The sequence below is a fragment of the Rhodococcus sp. NPDC055024 genome (assembly GCF_053608585.1).
Map to the genome: position 1 here is coordinate 502,889 of NZ_JBSGVT010000001.1, position 19,622 is coordinate 522,510.

General features: G+C 62.7%; 16 protein-coding genes and 2 tRNA genes. 2 read left to right on the forward strand and 16 right to left on the reverse strand.

Going from position 1 to position 19,622, the window contains the following annotated elements:
* Window positions 1-194 precede the first annotated feature (194 nt).
* The gene (locus ACWF6P_RS02290; RefSeq protein WP_452619817.1) at window positions 195-722 is read left to right on the forward strand and encodes a lipoprotein LpqH; all 528 of its coding nucleotides are present in this window, start codon (window positions 195-197) and stop codon (window positions 720-722) included.
* Window positions 723-752: 30 nt separating this feature from the next.
* Here ACWF6P_RS02290 and ACWF6P_RS02295 read toward each other — a convergent pair whose 3' ends face one another.
* The 5 genes from ACWF6P_RS02295 to ACWF6P_RS02315 form a co-directional block, all read right to left on the reverse strand.
* On the reverse strand, window positions 753-1,697 hold the full coding sequence (locus tag ACWF6P_RS02295; protein WP_065351693.1) for a rhomboid family intramembrane serine protease: 945 nt from the start codon (window positions 1,695-1,697) through the stop codon (window positions 753-755).
* A gap of 17 nt (window positions 1,698-1,714) precedes the next feature.
* Window positions 1,715-2,242 (reverse strand): peptidylprolyl isomerase, encoded by a 528-nt coding sequence (locus ACWF6P_RS02300; RefSeq protein ID WP_283305660.1) that lies wholly within the window; start codon window positions 2,240-2,242, stop codon window positions 1,715-1,717.
* A 69-nt stretch (window positions 2,243-2,311) separates the two neighbouring features.
* A complete protein-coding gene (locus tag ACWF6P_RS02305; protein WP_452619818.1) occupies window positions 2,312-3,094 on the reverse strand; it encodes a siderophore-interacting protein in 783 nt (260 codons plus the stop codon).
* A gap of 42 nt (window positions 3,095-3,136) precedes the next feature.
* Window positions 3,137-3,976 (reverse strand): ABC transporter substrate-binding protein, encoded by an 840-nt coding sequence (locus ACWF6P_RS02310; RefSeq protein ID WP_230359329.1) that lies wholly within the window; start codon window positions 3,974-3,976, stop codon window positions 3,137-3,139.
* A 194-nt stretch (window positions 3,977-4,170) separates the two neighbouring features.
* Complete coding sequence (locus ACWF6P_RS02315; RefSeq protein WP_134932158.1) at window positions 4,171-4,812, reverse strand: TetR/AcrR family transcriptional regulator; 642 nt, start codon at window positions 4,810-4,812, stop codon at window positions 4,171-4,173.
* A 66-nt stretch (window positions 4,813-4,878) separates the two neighbouring features.
* Here ACWF6P_RS02315 and ACWF6P_RS02320 point away from each other — a divergent pair, with 66 nt between their 5' ends.
* A complete protein-coding gene (locus tag ACWF6P_RS02320; protein WP_452619819.1) occupies window positions 4,879-5,331 on the forward strand; it encodes a hypothetical protein in 453 nt (150 codons plus the stop codon).
* A gap of 58 nt (window positions 5,332-5,389) precedes the next feature.
* Here the strand turns inward: ACWF6P_RS02320 and ACWF6P_RS02325 are convergent, their stop codons facing one another.
* The 11 genes from ACWF6P_RS02325 to ACWF6P_RS02375 all read right to left on the reverse strand — a co-directional run bounded on the left by ACWF6P_RS02325 (window position 5,390) and on the right by ACWF6P_RS02375 (window position 19,532).
* Window positions 5,390-6,667, reverse strand: a complete 1,278-nt coding sequence (locus ACWF6P_RS02325; protein ID WP_452619820.1) for a lipase family protein — start codon at window positions 6,665-6,667, stop codon at window positions 5,390-5,392.
* A gap of 127 nt (window positions 6,668-6,794) precedes the next feature.
* Window positions 6,795-8,459: an alpha/beta hydrolase gene (locus ACWF6P_RS02330; protein ID WP_452619821.1), complete on the reverse strand. Its 1,665-nt coding sequence runs from the start codon at window positions 8,457-8,459 to the stop codon at window positions 6,795-6,797.
* Between the two features lie 62 nt (window positions 8,460-8,521).
* Window positions 8,522-9,631, reverse strand: a complete 1,110-nt coding sequence (locus ACWF6P_RS02335; RefSeq protein WP_452619822.1) for a baeRF11 domain-containing protein — start codon at window positions 9,629-9,631, stop codon at window positions 8,522-8,524.
* 278 nt (window positions 9,632-9,909) lie between these two features.
* A tRNA-Ala gene (locus ACWF6P_RS02340) sits at window positions 9,910-9,982 on the reverse strand.
* Window positions 9,983-10,158: 176 nt separating this feature from the next.
* Window positions 10,159-10,232, reverse strand: a tRNA-Ile gene (locus tag ACWF6P_RS02345).
* A 75-nt stretch (window positions 10,233-10,307) separates the two neighbouring features.
* Window positions 10,308-11,684, reverse strand: coding sequence for a DUF3566 domain-containing protein (locus ACWF6P_RS02350; protein ID WP_452619823.1), 1,377 nt, complete (start codon window positions 11,682-11,684; stop codon window positions 10,308-10,310).
* Window positions 11,684-14,215 (reverse strand): DNA gyrase subunit A, encoded by a 2,532-nt coding sequence (gene gyrA / locus ACWF6P_RS02355; RefSeq protein WP_452619824.1) that lies wholly within the window; start codon window positions 14,213-14,215, stop codon window positions 11,684-11,686. Before gyrA ends, ACWF6P_RS02350 begins: the two co-directional genes overlap by 1 nt.
* An 87-nt stretch (window positions 14,216-14,302) precedes the next feature.
* Window positions 14,303-16,339, reverse strand: a complete 2,037-nt coding sequence (gyrB, locus tag ACWF6P_RS02360; RefSeq protein WP_378445277.1) for a DNA topoisomerase (ATP-hydrolyzing) subunit B — start codon at window positions 16,337-16,339, stop codon at window positions 14,303-14,305.
* Window positions 16,340-16,536: 197 nt separating this feature from the next.
* Entirely contained in the window at window positions 16,537-17,460 is a 924-nt protein-coding gene (locus ACWF6P_RS02365; protein WP_452619825.1) for an alpha/beta fold hydrolase, read from the reverse strand.
* 39 nt (window positions 17,461-17,499) lie between these two features.
* A complete protein-coding gene (locus ACWF6P_RS02370; protein WP_452620432.1) occupies window positions 17,500-18,621 on the reverse strand; it encodes a PDR/VanB family oxidoreductase in 1,122 nt (373 codons plus the stop codon).
* Window positions 18,621-19,532 carry a metal-dependent hydrolase gene (locus ACWF6P_RS02375; protein WP_378445273.1) on the reverse strand — a complete coding sequence of 304 codons (912 nt, stop codon included), beginning with the start codon at window positions 19,530-19,532 and terminating at the stop codon, window positions 18,621-18,623. Before ACWF6P_RS02375 ends, ACWF6P_RS02370 begins: the two co-directional genes overlap by 1 nt.
* Window positions 19,533-19,622: the final 90 nt, after the last annotated feature.

Consider the following 19,622-nt stretch of genomic DNA (forward strand, 5'->3'; position numbering starts at 1 on the left):
CTCGCATGTGCGTTTACTCCCAACGATCCGGAGGACGACCAGCAGCAGCCTGACGAACGCCCCTGAAACAGTCGAAGACGACAAACCCGTCTGAGCTGGGGGTTTAGAGCTACGAGCACCGAGTCAGTGGTTAGTGTTGTCGCCGAAATAGCCAGAACAAGTGCGGACGCACCGCGTGACTTGAAGGACAGAACATGACGAAGATGGTTCGGACCACGATGACCCACCGGTCCTCCACCGCTTTCGCTGCCACCATCGCGGCGGTCGCTCTATTCGCCTCCGCCTGCGGCAGCGACTCCGACAAGACTGGCTCGGACGAAACCGCTGCCGTCGCTTCCTCCGCTACGTCCTCGGTCACCGTCGGCGGGGAGACGCTTGACGCCACGTTCGAGACGAAATGTGCAAAGGACGGCGACACGACAGTTATGACACTGCTCGACGCGGAAAATGCCACCTACGGCAGGTTGACCGTCTCTGCCATCGTCGATGAATCCGGCGCGGTTCAGACTGCTGGAATCGCCGGAAGCGAGGGTGGATCGAACGGTCTGCCGTACACCGCCGGATTTGCACCGGGCCTGCCCGGCGGGTCTGCCAGTGCCAAGCAGGACGGCAATACCTTCGTGGTGACGGGCGAGGGAATCGGCGCCCGGGACAGGAGCAACCCGACCGCGACTTCCAGCTTCGAGATCACGTTCGCCTGCAAGTCCGTCATCGGCGGCTGAGCGATAGAACGGCTGGGCCATAGATTCTTGCTAACTGATTCCCAGCTGTTCGCGCAGTTGGACGACGCGCAGCACTATGACTCCCAACGTCACCACGGTGACGGCACCAAAAGCGATCCAGCCGATACGTACGGCCTTCACGCGGTTCTCACCGGCGCCCAACCACTGCGGGGCGTACAGGAAGGCAGCGGCCGTTGCGGCACCTGCCACCAGACCTCCCGCGTGACCCCAGAACGAGATCCCGGGCAGCGAAATGCTGATGATCACATTGATCGCGATCACCGAGATGATCGGGACCGGGCTTCGACGCAAACGCAGAAGAAGGACGGCCTGTGCGCCCATGATGCCGAAGATCGCACCCGACGCTCCAGCGGTCCAGGACAGGGCCGTGAGCGAGGAGAACACCGGCTGGAACGCCATCACGGATGCAGATCCGCCGAGGAGCGAAACCAGATAGATGCCGATGTACCGCGAGCGGCCCATCACGATTTCGGTGTCGCGCCCCAGAATGTAGAGGGCGTACATGTTGACCGCGAGGTGCAGGATTCCGAAGTGCAGGAACCCGGAGCCGATGAGCCGGAACCAGTCACCGCTGGCGACCAGACCCGGATTGAGTGCCCAGTTCGCGAAGATCGACGAGCCGACCTGATTGTTCATGATGCTTCGCGACTGCGCGAAGGTGGCGAGGAACGCCAGGACGTTGAGCCCCATCAAGGTGTACGTCACGACCGGGACCGCGCGGGTGGGGCTCACGGTGTTTCCGGCGACGCCCCGAACGGGGCGGACATCACGCTGACCGGCAGCTACACAGTCAACACATTGGTATCCCACCGCCGCCTCGCGGAGACAGTCCGGGCACGCCGGGCGTCCACAACGATTGCAGGAAAGTGCGGTAGGTCGATCTGGATGGCGGACGCACCGCGGTTGGGGCGGGATGCCCTCACTCGCACCGCCGCCCCAACCGGGGTTCGTCATCTGCTTGTTTTACCTGTTCAGGAGATGGTGATGCTGTTGATCACGACGGGCTCGACCGGACGATCGCCACGATCGACCGAGGTGGAGGAGATGGCGTCGACAACCTTCTTGGAATCGTCGTCGAGAACCTCACCGAAGATGGTGTGGCGACGGTTCAGGTGCGGCGTCGGGCCGGTGGTGATGAAGAACTGCGAGCCGTTGGTTCCCGGGCCTGCGTTGGCCATGGCCAGCAGGTAGGAGCGGTCGAACTGCAGTTCCGGGTGGAACTCGTCACCGAACTTGTAGCCCGGGCCGCCGGTGCCGGTTCCGGTGGGGTCGCCACCCTGGATCATGAAGCCGTCGATGACGCGGTGGAAGATGGCACCGTCGTAGAACGGGCCGGTCTTGGTGCCGGCGGCGTTTGCGGTGGTGTACTCCTTCGAGCCGTCGGCGAGGCCGACGAAGTTCTCGACGGTCTTCGGCGCATGGTTGCCGAACAGAGCGATCTTGATGTCGCCGCGGTTCGTGTGCAGCGTTGCGGTTGCGGTCTGATGAGTTGAAGTCACACCACCATCGTGCCATTGCCGGCGTTCTCGTGGATGTGAGCCTGCCAATTCCGTGCGACGGGGCACGCGTCACTGCAGTTCGATGTCGGCGGCAACGACCGGATCGGAAATGTCGATTCCGTCCGCAGCTGCGCGTTGGTACAGCCGGTACAGAGCATGATCGAACTCGTCGCGCGTTCGCCCCGCCGACCAGTACGGCAATGCGACAATCCGGGACGGCGGTAGGCCGTTTTCGATCGCTTGGCTGCGCAAGCGGGCGACACAGCTTTTCTCTCCGCCGATCCACAACATTGTCGATTCTGCCTGCGCCTCGGTCCGATCGACTATGTCCACCCACTCGATATCAGGGAATCCGTGCTCGCCTGACGGACCCGTGAAACTGTGTATTCGGACTTGTTCGGCGAGATTCGTCAAGGATCCGACAGCAGGGCGCGCAGATCTGTCGCCGACTGCAACGACGTCAGTGACGCCCGGAACAAGGACGAGTTCGTGTTTGAATCCGATCACCCCAACGCGACTGCCTACGCCCGTCCGGTTGAGCCACCAACCCGGCTTCCCGAGATCCATGACATCGAACGTGATCCTTCGATCGCCAGGATTGAAATCGATTGCTGTGTAGGAACGCCCGATCGGACGCCGGGGGTCGGCCTCCCAACTGGGAACCGCGAGTTTGTCCGACCCCAAGGTGGGGAGCATCATCTCGTCCGCCGGCTCCCGAGGCACGAACACCTTGAACACCGGCGCCGCCCCACGAACGCTCAGGTTTCCGAACTCGCTCGACTGCAACACAACTCGAACGGTGTCGTCCGCGCGCTGTTCAACCTCGGCAATCGAGGCAACGGTCATGACCATGCCCGCAGGTAACCGGGATACTCTCGCCCTGTCCATGCTCGACTAACCCAACTGTCCCAACGCGGTACCCAGGTTTCCCGGCAGCCACGTCTTTCCAAGTACACCCGCATTGTTGATCGCCTCACCCTGCGCATCACTGAGCCATACGACGCGGGATTTCAGATTCGACTCCCAGAAAGGCGATTGTTCGAGGTTCGCGATGGAATCCCGTGGCGACGGCATCAGAAGTACCGCTTCACCGTCGACGTCACCCGCGGTCTCACCCGAATACGTCACCGGAGTTCCCGTCGATTCCACCGCGGATTGGTCCTCCGCCGGCTTCATTCCGAAGAGGCGCAGTATGTTTCCGCCCGATCCCAACGAAATCTGCTCCTTGTAGTAGAGCCCGAATGAGTACGGCCGCTTCGCAAGTCCTGGGTTCGACTCAGCCACACCCGTAAATTCGTCGACTGCCGAGGTGATCAACTCGCCACCCTGCTCGGATTTTCCCAACGCATCCGCGACCTGCTGAACGCCGACTCTCCAATCGTTGTCTGCGTCCTGCATGTCGAATATCAAAGTGGGAGCGATCGTTCGGAGCCGCTCCAACGTGGCGGGCTCGGTGAAAACCGGCCAGGCAGGCGCGATGATGAGATCCGGTTCGACCGCAAGCATCCGCTCGAAATTCACTTGCCCCGCATAGATGTCAGCCAAGGACTCGTCGAGCGCCTCGTTTCCCACGTAGTCCGCCAGATAAGGAAGCTTGTCGATGTTGGTCACGCTCGCGGCCACGGGGTGCGATCCCAGCGCCACGACGTTCTCGAACGCCGGGTTCCCCAAGGTCACGATCCGTTCAGGTGCCGACTCGATGATCACGTCTCCGGATTCCGTGCTCACGGTCACCGGATAGCTTCCCCTCGCTGCGGGACTTCCGTCAGCGTCCGGGTTCGTGTTCGATGACGAACATCCAGCGAGCGCGAGCACTAACGCGGCCCCGGCCGCGCCGAGGAATCTTGGCCTCCACCTGTGTCTATTCATAATTGCCACAGTAGCAATAATTAATGTGGGTTGCCTTACCTTCCTGTCCAGGAAGGGCATCAGTGATCCGAAATGTGAGTCCAAGAAGCGTCAGGAGTTGGAACGACCGTAGGAACGAGGCCGGAATCGATCATCTTTTCGGCACCGACAAGGAAGGCGTCGAGCGTCCAGGAAACAACAGCCGAGAGAGTCTCAGGCTTCGGATACTGCGAATCCGGGTAACGATTGCGCGCCGGTGTATGCAGTGCCGCCGAAATGATCAGTGTCCGAGAGCCGAGCAAATGTGCTGTTGCACGGTCGAATTCAGGCTTCCGTAGAAGTACCTCATTCATGATTCGCTCGAACTGCTCCAGAGTGCGCTCTTCGTAAGGCCCTCGAAGCACGTAGTCCTCGAGCCCAGGCGTGGCAGTCACGAGTTCAGCGAAGCGCTGACCTAACGTCCGAAGGTAGTCCTGCCAGGACTTCGAATCCGAATCCAACTGCAGACGTCCGAAAGCTCTCGCACACGCCAACGAGTACAGACGATCGGTCGAGTCGACGTGATGGCGAATCGTCGCAGCGGAAACGCCCAGGACCTGTGCGACCTCCGCCCGCGTCAGGCGGTCCAAACCCACCCGTTCCGCTGCATCGAGAATCTCGTCCGTCGACGTAATCGCAGGTCGGCCTGGGCTTCGACGGGACCGTGCAGGGGAGGTCGACATTCATCCATCGTAAGTCCGATCTGCGACCGACCTACCCCGGTACAGCCCTTGTGGCAAAGTGAAGTCATGACACGAGTGACCGAGTCCCTCAGCACGCAGTTGCCCGACACCTTCGATCACGCGCGCGCCCGCGTCGAGGACACCTTCGACGAGACCGCCGCCTACCTCGAAGAGACAGCGGCTCGTATCAAGGAGTCCGAGGCAGCCGACAACGCTCGCCGTATCGCCGCGGTGGTCGCGACGTCGGTCGCTCGCGGCGCCGGACAGGTCGGGTTGTTCCTGGGTCGTCAGGGCAAAGTCCTCGCCAAGAAGGGCGTCGAGCGCGCCAAGGCCATCCCGGCAAAGTCCGCGGAACGCGCCGAGAAGCCTCGCGGCCGCAAGCGCGTCACCGTGTTCGTCATCGCCGGTGCTGCGGTGATCGGTGGCGCGGTGTTCTTCAAGAGCCGCCGACGCGAACATCCGCCGGTCGCTTCCGCACCCCCGCGCCTCGAGGAGAACTCGGCCGAGAAGACCGCTTAGTCGACATACAAAAAGCCCCGGAACACAGTGTGTTCCGGGGCTTTTCGATGCCTGGCCGTCAGCAGTTGGACGGTGCCGGGACGTTGTTGAAGCGATCGATCATGTACCCGACGGATTCGGGGGTACCGACCAGATACGGCGTCGCGTGATTGATTGCCAGTCCCGGAATGATCGGGGGCAGTTCGTTGACGGAGAACTGCACCGTCGCGCCCTTGCCGCACCAGTCTTGCGCCAATTGCTGTCCCTGGCCGAACGGAACGATGTCGTCGGAGCGGCCGTGCTGGATCAACACGGGCGACTCCGGCGTCAGCTTGCCGATCTTCTGTTCGTCGAGGATCGCCTGCGCCATGGGTAGACGCGCCAGAACTGCGGAGAGCGATTCACCGGAATTGGTGAAGCTCGACGACTGCTGGAAGCCGAACTGCAGACCACTTTCGGCGACGCACTGGTTCTTGGTGGCGGCCAACATCTGTCGGCCACGATCGTTGATCTCGGCGTCGAGCAACGGCTGGACCTCGGGGTACTGCGCAACGATTCCGTTGAGCGCGTAGCCGATCACTCCGGTGAGGAACGTGCCGTCGACCTGCTGAAGCGTCGCCGCCAGATCAGCGGGCGGTGCGCCTGCGTACGTTCCCTTGAGATCAAGTTCGGGAGCGTACGACGGCTTCAATTCCGTTGCGGCAGCGGCAGCTCCACCACCTTGCGAGTAACCCCACAGTCCGACGGGGCCGTCGGCGGGAATGCTCGTGTTCGGGAGTTGCTGAGCGGCGCGCACCGAGTCCAGAACGGCATGCGCTTCGGCTTCACGGTTGACGTAGGTGTGATCGCCCGGAGTTCCGAGACCCTCGTAGTCGGTGACGACAACGGCAATGCCGTTGAGCAGCAACGTGTTCACCCAGATGGACTCGTAGCCGACCATGACGTCCGTCGGGAACTGATACTCGATACCGGTGTTGAACAGCTTGGACGGTGCGCACTGATCGCCCTGTCCATGCGTTCCCACCGCTGCGGCAACCAGTGGACGCGCCCCCTGCCCGGTCCACGGATTCGACGGTTCGAGATAGGTGCCCGTCACGGCAACGGGGGCGCCTTTGGCGTCCTCGCTTCGGTACATGATCTTGGTGGCAGTCGCCGGCCATGCACCGTTCGATCCGGGCACGCTCAGCAGCAGTGGTGACGGCTCGCTCTTGATGAGATCTCCGTTGGCACCTGCCGGAAGCTCGGACGGCGGTGTGTAGAAATCTGCCGGCTCAGCCATTGCGGCAGGGGCCGTCACAGCACCCATGACCAGTGCTGCGACGGAGACCCCGGCCGCCCACCATGCTCTGCTCTTCACGTTTCGATCTCCCCACGTTCGCCTGCGCTGTGGCTTGGCACACAGCGAACGCAGAGTAACACATACCTCACGTAACACGTTTTCGTGAGGTTTTTGCCTTAACAGGCTGTATTACAACCCTTTACGACTACTTCGTGGGCTCCAGATTCGATGTCAGTAGCGAACGAAGCTTGTCGGTATCGGCCGGGGTCCACGCCTCGGGATGCAGGATCTTGGCCCACATGTCTGCCGCATCCTCGCCGTAGTTGTGACCGTGCCCGGACGGGACGTCAGCCGAGAACACCATGTCGAGGGTGACCTGCCAGAACGTCACGAGCGGCACCCACGTCATTCCCGGATCCACGTCTCGACCCAACGGTTCCTTGAGCCAATCCGGCTTGTTGAGCAGCAGGTCGAAGGACCACCACGTGATCGGGTCGCTGGCGTGCTGCCAGTACACGATGCGGTCGTCGTCCCAATCCGACTTCAGCTCCAGATCCTCCGGATCACCGGCAAACCGAATGGCGCGTCCACCGTCGATCACCGGCAGAATTTCCTTCGAACCCGAGTCACGACTGTCCGTGATTTCCTGCCACTGAGCAGTGAAGTTGGGGGTTCCGACCCACAGAGCGCCGTCGACGCGCGTCATCATGTCCTGGGCGCCGGCAAATGCGGCCTGGCCACCGTAGGAGCCGAGGCTCTCACCGAAGACAACCAGCTCGGGTCGCGTCTCCACAGGCAGGTCGATCCACTTGGCGTACACGGCGTTGAACAGCGCGCGCCCGGCGATCATCGGCGTCTCGCGGTCGGCGATGAAGGCCAACGGACTCGGAAGGAACGAGTACTGCATCGACGCGATTGCCGTGTCGCCGCCCTCGACGTACTCGAACGCCGACGCGACGTCCTCGTTCACCCAACCGCGGCCGGTGGTCGTCACGACTGCGAGGGTTCCGCGGTCGAATCCGCCGGTGCGCTCCAACTCGTCGACGACCCGCTGTGCCACACCGTTGATCGAGTCCGAGGATTCGCGTCCGGCATACACCCGGATCGGTTGCTTCGCTTCACGTCCGGTCAACGCAGAGATCTCGGCTGCGGTGGGACCGCTGCCCATGAAGGTGCGCCCCTCCTGGCCGAGAGAATCCCAAGCCTCGCCGGACATCGGTGAACCACTGCGCTCGGCGATCATGGGTTGTTCGATGCCGTCCGGAGTTTCGTGGTCGGCACCCGAGAAACTCCAGTTCGCAAACGCGACCAGCCCGTTGTACAGCGCACCGTTCACGATGAAGATTCCGAGAGCGAAGATGACGATCAAGCTGCCGACCTTCGCCGCTTCGAGGGGAACGAACCGAAGCGCGACTGCGGTGAGCTTGTTGGTGGTGAAACGAAGACCCCGACCGGCCTCGAGCAGGATGAACCAGATTCCGAGCGAAATCATTAGCACCAGAAGGTAATTCGCCTGATTGGTGCGTGGAGCTTCCACGAGATCGCGAACGATCTGCTGCCACCACGAACCGAGGACCAAGAACGTCGGAACCAGAATGACGGCCGCGACCAGCAGGATTCGCCAGCCGATCTTCTTGGTGCGATCGGACCATTGCGGTTCGACGCCGCACTTGCGGATCATCCAGGCAACCGTGACGCCGACGCCGTATCCCATCGCGAGCGAGATGCCCGTCGCAACGCCCTGGAGGTACCACGCGCGCGGCAACAGGGACGGACTCATCGACCAGGTGAAGAAGACCAGAGCAAAGGCAAGCCCGACCGGGTGCAGCGTCTTGCAATAGAGGCGCAGCCGTTCCCACACACGTTTCATGCCGGAATCGTATGCGCCCCGTGCCCGAATCAGGTCACGAGGCGCACACGCGTCCAGTCTGTTTACGGAGCGAAGCGCAAAATCGCGGCAACTGCGCCGCCGCCCGGAATGTCCTCCGCGCGAACAGCGAGCACCCGAGCACCGGTCAAGAGCGAACGACGAGCGATCTCGTCGACGACACCATAGGTGCTTCCGTTGGTCGACTCACCGGTCGTGAGAGCGCCCGTCTGGGGATCGAGACTTCCGGGTACGACGGAATCGATGTCGATGAAAACGGTGTCGATCTGTCCGTACGTCGCGGCTGTTGCCACGTCTGCGACGTCCGTCTGCGTGCGCCCCTGTTCCGTGCGCACATTGAAGGTGTCCCGCACCGCCGCAAGCTGCTCGGCATGGAAAACGTCGAGCGCCGGACGCGAACCGTCCGCCACTTCCTGCGTCGACAAGGCTTCCGGGTTTCCCTCGACGGTTTTGTCGACCAGGTGGCGGTACGAATTCACGGAGCGATACACCGACGCAATGGGTTCGGCAGCGGCCAGGATCAAGGGGACATCACGGCCGGCGAGTACACCGCGGACCTCGTGATCGACTGCGCGGGCGTACTGATTGACGCGCAACTTTCGGCTGTCCGACCCCGACAACCGACCCGCTTCGGTACGGCTGTTGATCGACGACTTGCCCGCGTGATCCGCAGCGTTCTTCGGCATGCCCTGAACACGGACCTCGTCGGCGGGCTGATCGGCGGCGATCTCGATCAGTCGCACCGAACCCTCTGCCAGGGCGAGAACAAACGCCGTCTGGGGGAACGTCACCGAACGGAGCAGTGGCTTGAGGTGGAACCGATCGCTGACCGTTTCGAGCGCCTGCAGACGGTTGGGGAGGCGGAAGGTCACCAGACGCTCCGGCGTCGCGTACGTGACCAATGAGCGCGACTGGAAGCGCCAGAAATCGTCGTCGTCGTCGAGCTCTGCGTATTCGGCCTCGAACTGCTTGCGCTCGGTGGGATCCTCCACCGATGCGAGTGCCGAGCGGACCTGGTCCTTGAAGGCTATGCGCGCTTTGTCGTAATCCTGAGGCGCATCTTCAGTCGGAGTAACGATGGTGATGCAGGTGGGCCCCTCCACCTCCGCGAGTGCGGCAATTTCACCGTGGCTGGGAATGTCGTTGTGAAGCACTACGAACCTCCTGAAATTGGGTTCTCCCCACGGTACGCCCAGCTGGTTATGACCACTAGACTTTCCGGAGAATTCGGGACGAACGGTCCATAGTGGGCGCGGTTCTGGCCACCCCACTCCGAGCGAACGGCATGTTCATCGCCTTCAGTGCGCCGAAAGTGCCGTTCGCTCAAAAACGGGGCACACAAGTCGGGCACGACTGGGCAGACAAGGCAGACGCCGGGTACATCGGCATACAAAAACACCCTCCCGGATCCCGGGAGGGTGTTTTCTTACTGTGGAGCCTAGGAGATTCGAACTCCTGACATCTGCCTTGCAAAGGCAGCGCTCTACCAACTGAGCTAAGGCCCCGTTCGGTTTTCTGACCGGAGTCAGAGTACCTAGGTTCTATCCTGTTTCCAAATCGTGCCAAACCTTGTCTCCGCGCTGACTTTTGATCAGCTTGGTGACCCCGAGAGCTACCAGAATTCCGGCCCCGACAAGCAGGAAAACCTTCATTCCAGCAACCCTTCTTCGGCACATGGGAGTGGGCCTAGGAGGACTTGAACCTCCGACCTCTTCATTATCAGTAAAGCGCTCTAACCACCTGAGCTATAGGCCCCTGAACCGATTCCAAAGATTACCCCACCGGGCCGCTGACACCAAAACGGGCCCGGCGGAGCAATGTTTTCGCAGGTCAGTCGCGGTCGGCGAGAGTTACCTCTACGCCGCCAACCAGGTCGCTGCAGAGGTTGTAGATGAACGATCCGATCGTGACGAGTGCCGTGAAAAGCACCATGTTCGCGATACCGATCAGCGCCGCGTAGCCGAACACCTGGCCCGCCGTCACCAGACCGTCGGAGCCGCCGTCGGCAACGATGTCGGTGAACGCGTTGTTCAGACGATCCCAGACGCCCATACCGTCGAGGACGACGTAGAGCAGCCCGACGGCCACCATCCACACGAAGAACAGCGACACCGAGATCACGGACGTGATCTTCAGCGTGGACCACGGGTCGATACGACGGATCTGAACCGTCGCGCGCAGCGGCGCACCGTCGACGACCGAAGCCGATACGGCGTGAGTTTTCTCACCCTTCACCGCAGCAGGCAACGGATGCTTGGCCTCGGAGAGGTCAGGCATGTCCTTCGGCAAATCCTTGCGATCGATGTGCCGGGTGGGCCCGTCGATCGCAGCAGCTTTTGCTTTCGGATTTGCGACCGTGGGATTGGCGACTGTGGCATTTGCAGCCTTGGGATTTGCACCCGAGGGTGTAACTGCCTTGGCTGCTGCCGCACCAGCGACGCCACCGGTAGCTGCGGCCGCCGCCGTTCCCGTCACGACGGGACGTGCCGATGGGTTGCCCGTAGGACGACCCGCCTGTGCACCCGTAGGACGACCCGCCTGAGGCTGTCCCTGCGGTGCACCACCCTGCGCGGGGTTTTTGGCCAGACCACCCTGCGCCGGGCCACCCTGCGCCGGGCCGGCCGCTGCAGGACGCTGCGGACCGGCAGGCGGCTTACCCCCGGCAGGAGCTGCCGGTCGACCCGCCGGAGCACCAGCGCCGGCTGGGCGCGTGATGTTGGTCTGCGGCTGACTTTGCGGTGCCTGATTCTGCGGTGCCTGAGCCTTGGATGCCGGACTCTGGGCAGCCGGATTCTGAGCTGGCTGCCCCTGCGGCTGCCCTGACGGCTGGGGTCCGCGTTGCCAGGGCGGTGCCTGGCTGCCACGAGCCTGATTGGAAACCGGTTGCGGCGGAGCCTGACCGTCACCCTTGGCCGGAGTTACCGGCGCAGCCGGAGCCACCGGAGGAGCGGAAGGAGCCTGACCCTTGGCCGCACCCGCAGCGTCGGGAGCCCCACCCGCCGGCTTCTGAGCCGATGGGCCGCGAGGCGGCTCAGGTGCCTTGGGCGCCGGAGCTGCCTCGGAAGCTTTGGGTCCGCCGTCCGCTGGAGCTGCAGGTTTCGAGGTCTGCGGCCCCGCCGGAGCAGTTGCCTGCTCCGGCTTCGGTGGCGTCGAACCTGAAGGGCTTCCGCTCTTCTGGTCACTGCCCGGCTGGTTGGGAGTGCTCACTAGGACTCCTTAGCTCCATCGGCATTGTCTGCGTTGTCGGTGGTCTCTGCAGCGAGCTCTTCGGGCTCGTCGGCGTTGCGCGCAATCGCGAGCAGTGTGTCGCCTTCGCCGAGGTTCATCAGACGCACGCCCTTGGTCTGGCGTCCCGCCTTACGAACCTGTTTGGCAGCCGTCCTGATGACGCCGCCGCCCGAGGTGATCGCGTACAGCTCGTCGTCGTCGTCGACGATGAGCGCACCGACCAGAGTGCCACGTTTCTTGTCGTACTGAATCGTGAGCACGCCCTTGCCGCCGCGACCCTGCACCGGGTAGTCCTCCATGCCGGTTCGCTTGGAGTAACCGCCCGAGGTGGCGACCAGGAGGAACGTGCCTTCACGAACAACGTTGAGCGAGAGCAGCTCGTCGTCACCGTTGAAGCGCATGCCCTGGACGCCGGACGTTGCGCGGCCCATCGGACGCAGTGCCTCGTCGGTGGCCGAGAAGCGGATCGACTGGCCCTGTGCCGAAACGAGAAGCAGGTCGTCTTCGGCGGAGCAAAGAACAGCGCCGACCAGTTCGTCTTCACCGCGCAGGTTGATGGCGACGATGCCACCGCTGCGGTTGGAGTCGAAGTCGGTGAGCTTGGACTTCTTGACCAGACCGTTGCGAGTGGCGAGCACCAGGTATGGCGCGTCTTCGTACGTCTTGATCTGGATGACGGACTGGATGCGCTCGTCCGGCTGGAAGGCCAGCAGGTTCGCCACGTGCTGACCGCGAGCGGTACGGCTCGCCTCGGGCAGTTCGTAAGCCTTGGCGCGGTAGACGCGGCCCTTCGTGGTGAAGAACAGCAGCCAGTCGTGCGTCGAGGTGACGAAGAAGTGCGAGACGATGTCGTCCTGCTTGAGGCCGGCGCCCTGAACACCCTTGCCGCCGCGCTTCTGCGAGCGGTAGAGGTCGGTCTTGGTGCGCTTGGCGTAGCCGGTCTCGGTGATCGTGACGACGACGTCTTCGCGGGCGATCAGATCCTCGTCGTTGACGTCTCCGTCGGCGGCGATGATGCGGGTACGACGGTCGTCGCCGTACTTGTCGACGATTTCCTTGAGCTCGTCACGAACGATCGCGCGCTGACGCTCCGGGCGAGCCAGAATGTCTTCGAGGTCCGCGATTTCGAGTTCGATCTCGGCCAACTCGTCGACGATCTTCTGACGCTCGAGGGCGGCCAGACGACGAAGCTGCATGCCGAGGATGGCGTCGGCCTGGATCTCGTCGACGTCGAGGAGTTCCATCAATCCGGCGCGAGCGATGTCGACGGTCTGCGACGCACGGATCAAGGCGATGACCTCGTCCAGAGCGTCGAGCGCCTTGACCAGACCGCGCAGGATGTGGGCGCGCTCCTGCGCCTTGCGAAGCAGGTACCTGGTACGACGAACGATGACCTCGAGCTGATGCGTCGTGTAGAGACGGATCATCTGGTCGAGGCGCAGCGTGCGCGGTACTCCGTCGACGATGGAGAGCATGTTGCAGCCGAAGCTGGTCTGCAGCTGGGTGTGCTTGTAGAGGTTGTTCAGCACGACCTTGGCAACGGCGTCACGCTTGACGGTGACGACGATGCGCATGCCGACGCGGTCCGAGGACTCGTCGTGGATGTCGGAGATGCCACCGATCTTGGCGTCACGAACCTGCTCCGCGATGGAGGTGATCAGGTTGTCCGGGTTGACCTGGTAGGGCAGCTCGGTGATGACGATCGTGGTGCGGCCCTTGGCATCTTCTTCGATCTCGACGACGCCGCGCATACGAACGGATCCACGACCGGTGGTGTAGGCGTCCTGGATGCCCTGTCCACCGACGATGAGACCGTGCGTCGGGAAGTCGGGTCCCTTGATGCGCTCCATGACGGCCGCGAGGGTGGCTTCCTCGTCCGCCTCGAAGTTCTCGAGCGCCCAGTAGATGGCGTCGGCAACTTCACGCAGGTTGTGCGGCGGAATGTTGGTGGCCATACCGACGGCGATGCCGTTGGAACCGTTGATCAGAAGGTTCGGGATACGGCTGGGCAGAACCGTCGGTTCCTGCGTCTTGCCGTCGTAGTTCGGGGTGAAATCGACTGTCTCGTGGTCGATTTCGCGCAGCATTTCCATCGCGAGCGGCGTGAGCCTGCACTCGGTGTAACGCATGGCGGCTGCGCCGTCGTTGCCTCGGGAGCCGAAGTTTCCCTGACCGTCGACGAGCGGGTAGCGCAGCGACCACGGCTGGGCCATACGGACCAACGTGTCGTAGATCGAGGAGTCGCCGTGGGGGTGGTAGTTACCCATGGTCTCGGCGACCGGTCGGGCAGACTTCACGTATCCGCGGTCGGGGCGATATCCGTTGTCGTACATCGCGTAGAGCACGCGGCGGTGCACCGGCTTGAGTCCGTCGCGGACATCCGGCAGAGCGCGACCGACGATGACGCTCATGGCGTAGTCGATGTAGCTGTTCTGCATTTCCTGCTGGATGTCGACCGGTTCGATCCGGTCGTGTTGCGGACCGTCCGGTGGCAACGTGGTGTCGGTCATGAGCTCACTTTCTTAAAAGAGGGGGCAAGCCCCTGTGCGCGGAAAAGGAGCCCGGGGACTCCTCAACCGCTCACAGGGCCGCAGGCCCTACACGTCGAGGAAACGAACGTCCCGGGCATTGCGGGTGATGAAGCTGCGTCGTGCTTCGACGTCTTCGCCCATCAGCACGCTGAACAGCTCGTCGGCAGCAGCCGCGTCGTCGAGCGTGACGAGACGCAGAACGCGCACCGTCGGGTCCATCGTGGTTTCCCACAGCTCCTTGGCGTTCATCTCGCCGAGGCCTTTGTAGCGCTGGATGCCGTCGTCCTTGTTGATCTTCTTACCGGACTCGAGGCCGGCCTTGACCATCGCGTCGCGCTCGCGGTCGGAGTACGCGAATTCCGGCTGCGCACCCTTCTGCCACTTGAGCTTGTACAGCGGCGGCTGCGCGAGGTAGACCTTGCCGTGCTCGACGAGCGGCCGCATGAAGCGGAACAGCAGTGTGAGCAGCAGCGTTGCGATGTGCTGACCGTCGACGTCGGCGTCGGCCATGAGCACGATCTTGTGATAGCGCAGCTTGGCGATGTCGAACTCGTCGTGGATGCCCGTGCCGAACGCGGTGATGATCGACTGGACTTCGGTGTTCTTGAGGACGCGATCGATACGCGCCTTCTCGACGTTGATGATCTTTCCGCGAAGCGGGAGGATCGCCTGGTACATCGAGTCTCGGCCGGACTTGGCCGAGCCGCCTGCGGAGTCGCCCTCCACGATGTAGATCTCGGACTTCTCCGGATCGTTGGAGCGGCAGTCGGCGAGCTTGCCGGGCAGGCCACCGAGGTCGGTCGCGCTCTTACGACGGACCAGTTCACGCGCCTTACGCGCGGCGACGCGGGCCTGCGCCGACGAAACAGCCTTGTTCACAATGGTTTTCGCGTCGGCGGGGTTCGCCTCGAACCAGTGCGCGAGGTGCTCGTTGCACGCCTTCTGCACGAAGGACTTGACCTCGGTGTTGCCGAGCTTGGTCTTGGTCTGACCCTCGAACTGGGGTTCGCCGACCTTCACCGAGATGATGGCCGCGAGTCCTTCACGGATGTCGTCACCGGTGAGCTTGGGATCCTTGTCCTTGAGCAGCTTCTTTTCGAGCGCGTACTTGTTGACCGTTGCGGTCAGTGCGGCGCGGAAGCCCTCTTCGTGGGTACCACCCTCGTGGGTGTTGATGGTGTTGGCGAAGGTGTGGACGGACTCCGAGTAACCGGAGTTCCACTGCATTGCGACCTCGAGCTCGTGGCCGGTGCCCTTGGCGGTGAATCCGACGACCGAGTTGTGGATCGGGGTCTTGCTCTTGTTGATGTGCCGGACGTAGTCCTCGAGTCCACCGGGGTAGTGGTAGACGCGGGTCTTGGACTTACGCGGCGCTGCATGAGCAGCTTCTTCGGCTTCTTCGGCAGCAGACTTGGGAGCCTCGGCTACCTCGGCAGCTTCGTCGTCGATGACCTCGGCGCGCTCGTCGGTCAGCGTGATGGTCAGGCCCTTGTTGAGGAAGGCCATTTCCTGCAGACGACGCGCAACGGTCTCGAAGTTGTAGCGGGTGGTCTCGAAGATCTCGGGATCGGCCCAGAAACTGACGGTGGTGCCGGTCTCCTTCGTCGGGTCGCCCTGTACGAGCTCTCCCGGCTTGGAATCGGTGTACGTCTGCTGCCACCGGTAGCCGTCGACCTTGATGTCGACGTCGAGCCGGGTGGAGAGCGCGTTGACCACCGAGATACCGACGCCGTGCAGACCACCGGAGACGGCGTAGGAGTCGGAGTCGAACTTGCCGCCGGCGTGCAGCTGGGTCAGCACGACCTCGACGGTGGGGACTCCGGAGGCGTGCATGCCGACCGGGATGCCACGGCCGTCGTCGATGACGCGGATTCCGCCGTCTTCGAGGAGGGTGACCTCGACCTTGGTGGCGTGTCCGGCCATCGCCTCGTCGACCGAGTTGTCGACGACCTCCCAAATGAGGTGGTGCAGGCCGCGTTCACCGGTGGAACCGATGTACATGCCTGGACGCTTACGTACCGCCTCGAGTCCTTCGAGGACGGTGATGGACGACGCGTTGTAGTCCTTGCTGGAAGTGCTTGTATCTGACTTCTGGGCAGCCACGGGTGGGTAGCTCTCCTTCTCCGTCAATACTCGAGCGCAGCCGTCAGCAAGCCCTTGCGGGTGTCGTCGGAGCGGGTTCGAGAATGTTGCCGCTAGTTACCGTTGACCATCTTACTGGTAAGCACCGACTAGAAGCGGCCAATGACACCCCTGGCTGCGCCGCAGACGAATTTTTACGATCCCCTGAAGGTGAAACGCTAGGAACTTTGCTTCTCCGAGCGACGCTCTCTCAGGCTCGCGATAAATGCCCGCGCATGTTCGGCAACCTCGCCCGGATGTGAAAACGGCGACCAGTGTCCCGCGGGAATTTCACGTCGCTGCAGGTCGGAGACCCATTTTTCGGCGTCCTCGTATCCCACCGGACGAACGGCTTTGTCGTACTTGTTCAAAATGAGCTGAACGGGCACGTCCGTGTACCGATCCCGCGGCTTGCCGAGAGACGGCCGGATGTTCGCGCGATAAAGCTTGAGTCCGTTCACCATGTCGTCGGCGATGGTGGGCGCGGTGTTGACCACACGGGGGTCCAGACCGTCGAAGAACCCCAGAAATGCCGGCCAGTGCTTGGAGAACCACAGACGCAACGGAAGGGTGCACAGGCCGGGAATCTGGAACAGAACGGTGTAGGCCGACGCAATTCCCTGCGCCGCCGGGCCGAGGAAACGACGCTTGGACGCGCTCGCCCGGATCCACTTACCGAGGTGATCGAGATTCGGGCCCGAGATGGACGAGAACGACGCGATCTTCTCTTCGGCACCCGGCTCGCAGACCGCTTCCCAGGTTTCGACGGATCCCCAGTCGTGGGCAAGGACGTGTACCGGCTTGCCCGGGCTGACCGCGTCGATGACGGCGAACAGATCGCCGGCCAATGCGCTCAGTTGGTAGTCCTGGACCCTCGAGGGGATCGTGCTCTCGCCGGCCCCGCGACTGTCGTAGCTGACGACGCGGAACTCGTCTGCGAGCAAAGGCACGACGCGGTTCCACAGTTCATGGGTGTCGGGCCAACCATGCACCAGAACGATGGTCTCGCCGTCCGCTTTTCCCTGCTCGAACACGGCGAGGCTGACGGAACCGTTGGTCACCCGACGCGCGGTCACGGCATGGACAGGAGAGTGCTTGGACATTGTTGAACCCTTCGGAGTTAATCCTTCGGACTGAGAAATCTAGAGATCGAGAACGAGACGTCCACCGTCGGAACGAGATACGCAGATGAGCATCTCCGTTTCCTGCTCGGTGTCGGTCAGACGCCTTTCGCGGTGATCGGGTTTACCTGCGAGTACCTTCACGCGACAGGTTCCGCAGAAACCCTGCTGACACGAGTACCCGACCCCGGGCAAGGTCTTCTTGATGACGTCGAGCGCGGACTCGTCGGCCGGCACGGTGAGCACCTGACCCGAATTGACCAGCTGCACTTCGAATTCCTTGCCGTCGATCACCGGCGGAGCCCCGAACCGCTCGAAATGCAAAGCGGTGGAGGGTGTATCGCGGAATCCGCGGCGGACGGCGTCGAGCATCGGCGTCGGGCCGCAGCAGTACACGGCACCGCCGACCGGTGCTCGTCCGAGAAGGTCTGCGGTGGTGGGTAATCCGAACTCGTCGTCCGGGCGCACGAAGACACGCTCGGGTTCCCAGGTCGCGATCTCGTCGAGGAACGGCATGGATTCACGGGATCGGCCCGAGTACACGAAGTACCAGTCCATCCCCAATTCTCTTGCCGCACGGACCATTGCGATGATCGGCGTGATACCGATACCGCCGGCGACGAACAGCGCACTGCCTTCACCCACAAAGGGAAATCCGTTGCGAGGGCCGCGTACCGTGACGTGCTCACCGGGCTGGAGAGCGTGCATCTCGATGGAACCGCCACCGCCGTCGGGGATCCGGCGCACCGCGACGCTGTATCCCGTGCGATCGGCCGGGTCGCCGCACAGCGAATACTGACGCCGCAGACCCGAAGGTAGATGGAAGTCCAGGTGCGAACCCGGATGCCACGGCGGAATCGGTGAGCCGTCGGCGGATTCGAAGCGCAGGCGAACGACGTTCTCGTCGGTGGCCACCACCTCACGCGTGCTGACCACCATGTTCATGGCCGTGTCAGGGTTGTGGCCCGCGATCTCGGGGTTGTAGTCGTAGGCCGTCAACACCCGAAGGTACTTGTCCGCCAACAACTCCGTGATGCGCATGGCGCGGTCGGGACGGTTCTTGCCGGACAGATCGGGTGGCGCCGGAAACCGCGGCAACCCGTCGTGACCGGAAATGACGTCCTTGACCCTCGAGAGTGAAATCACCGTGCAGCCGCCTGTGCTGCGGGTGACGACGCGAGGTACTGCACCGCCTGGGCGGTCGAGCCCTCTTTGCTGGGGTGGTACGACTTGCTGAAGTACGTCGACATCCGCTTGACCAGCTCGAACGAGGTGGGAACCGTGCCTCGCTTACCCGCCGCGATGAAATCGGACAGGTGGGGGCGTCGACGGCTGGGAGCCTGAGCGGCAAGTTCGGGATCGTTGCGCATGAGGAACCTGGTGCCACGAATCCACAGCCACACCAGTACCGGCGTGACGACAATCTGCGTTCGGATGCGGCGTGTCTCGCGCTTGTCGAAGTAGCGCATCACGTCGTACGCGACGGAGCGGTGTTCGACCTCTTCGGCGCCATGCCAGCGGAGCAGATCGAGCATGGTCGGGTGCATGCCGGCTTTGTCGAGTCCCTTGGCGTTGAGCACCCAGTCGCCGAGAAAAGCGGTGATGTGTTCGATGGCCGCGATGATCGCCAAACGCTCCACCAGGTGGTTTTCGGCGCGCAGTCCCGTCATCGGGCGCGGACCGAGCAGCTTCGAGAAGGTCCATTCCATCTGCTGCGTGTACGGCGTCGGATCGAGGCCGTTCTCCCTGAGATGGACCAGGACGCCCGAGTGCGCGTTGGAGTGCATCGCCTCCTGGCCGATGAATCCGACGACGTCTTCGCGGAGCTTTTCGTCCTCGATCAGAGGAAGAGCTTCCTTGAAAGTCTCGACAAACCATTCCTCACCGGCAGGGAGGAGAAGGTGAAGCACGTTGAGAACGTGTGTGCTGAACGGATCGCCCGGAATCCAGTGCATGGGCAGATCAGACCAGTCGAACTCGACATTGCGAGCCTGCAACAGGATGTGATCCGGCTCGGCGAACGACGAAGCGGGTGTCGATATCTTCTGCGACATCTGGCTACTCCTTCATGCCTGCCGAACGGTGGGGAACGACAGCCTTGTGACACAGTTCACTCACTAGCGAGTTTTAACTGTAACACGAAG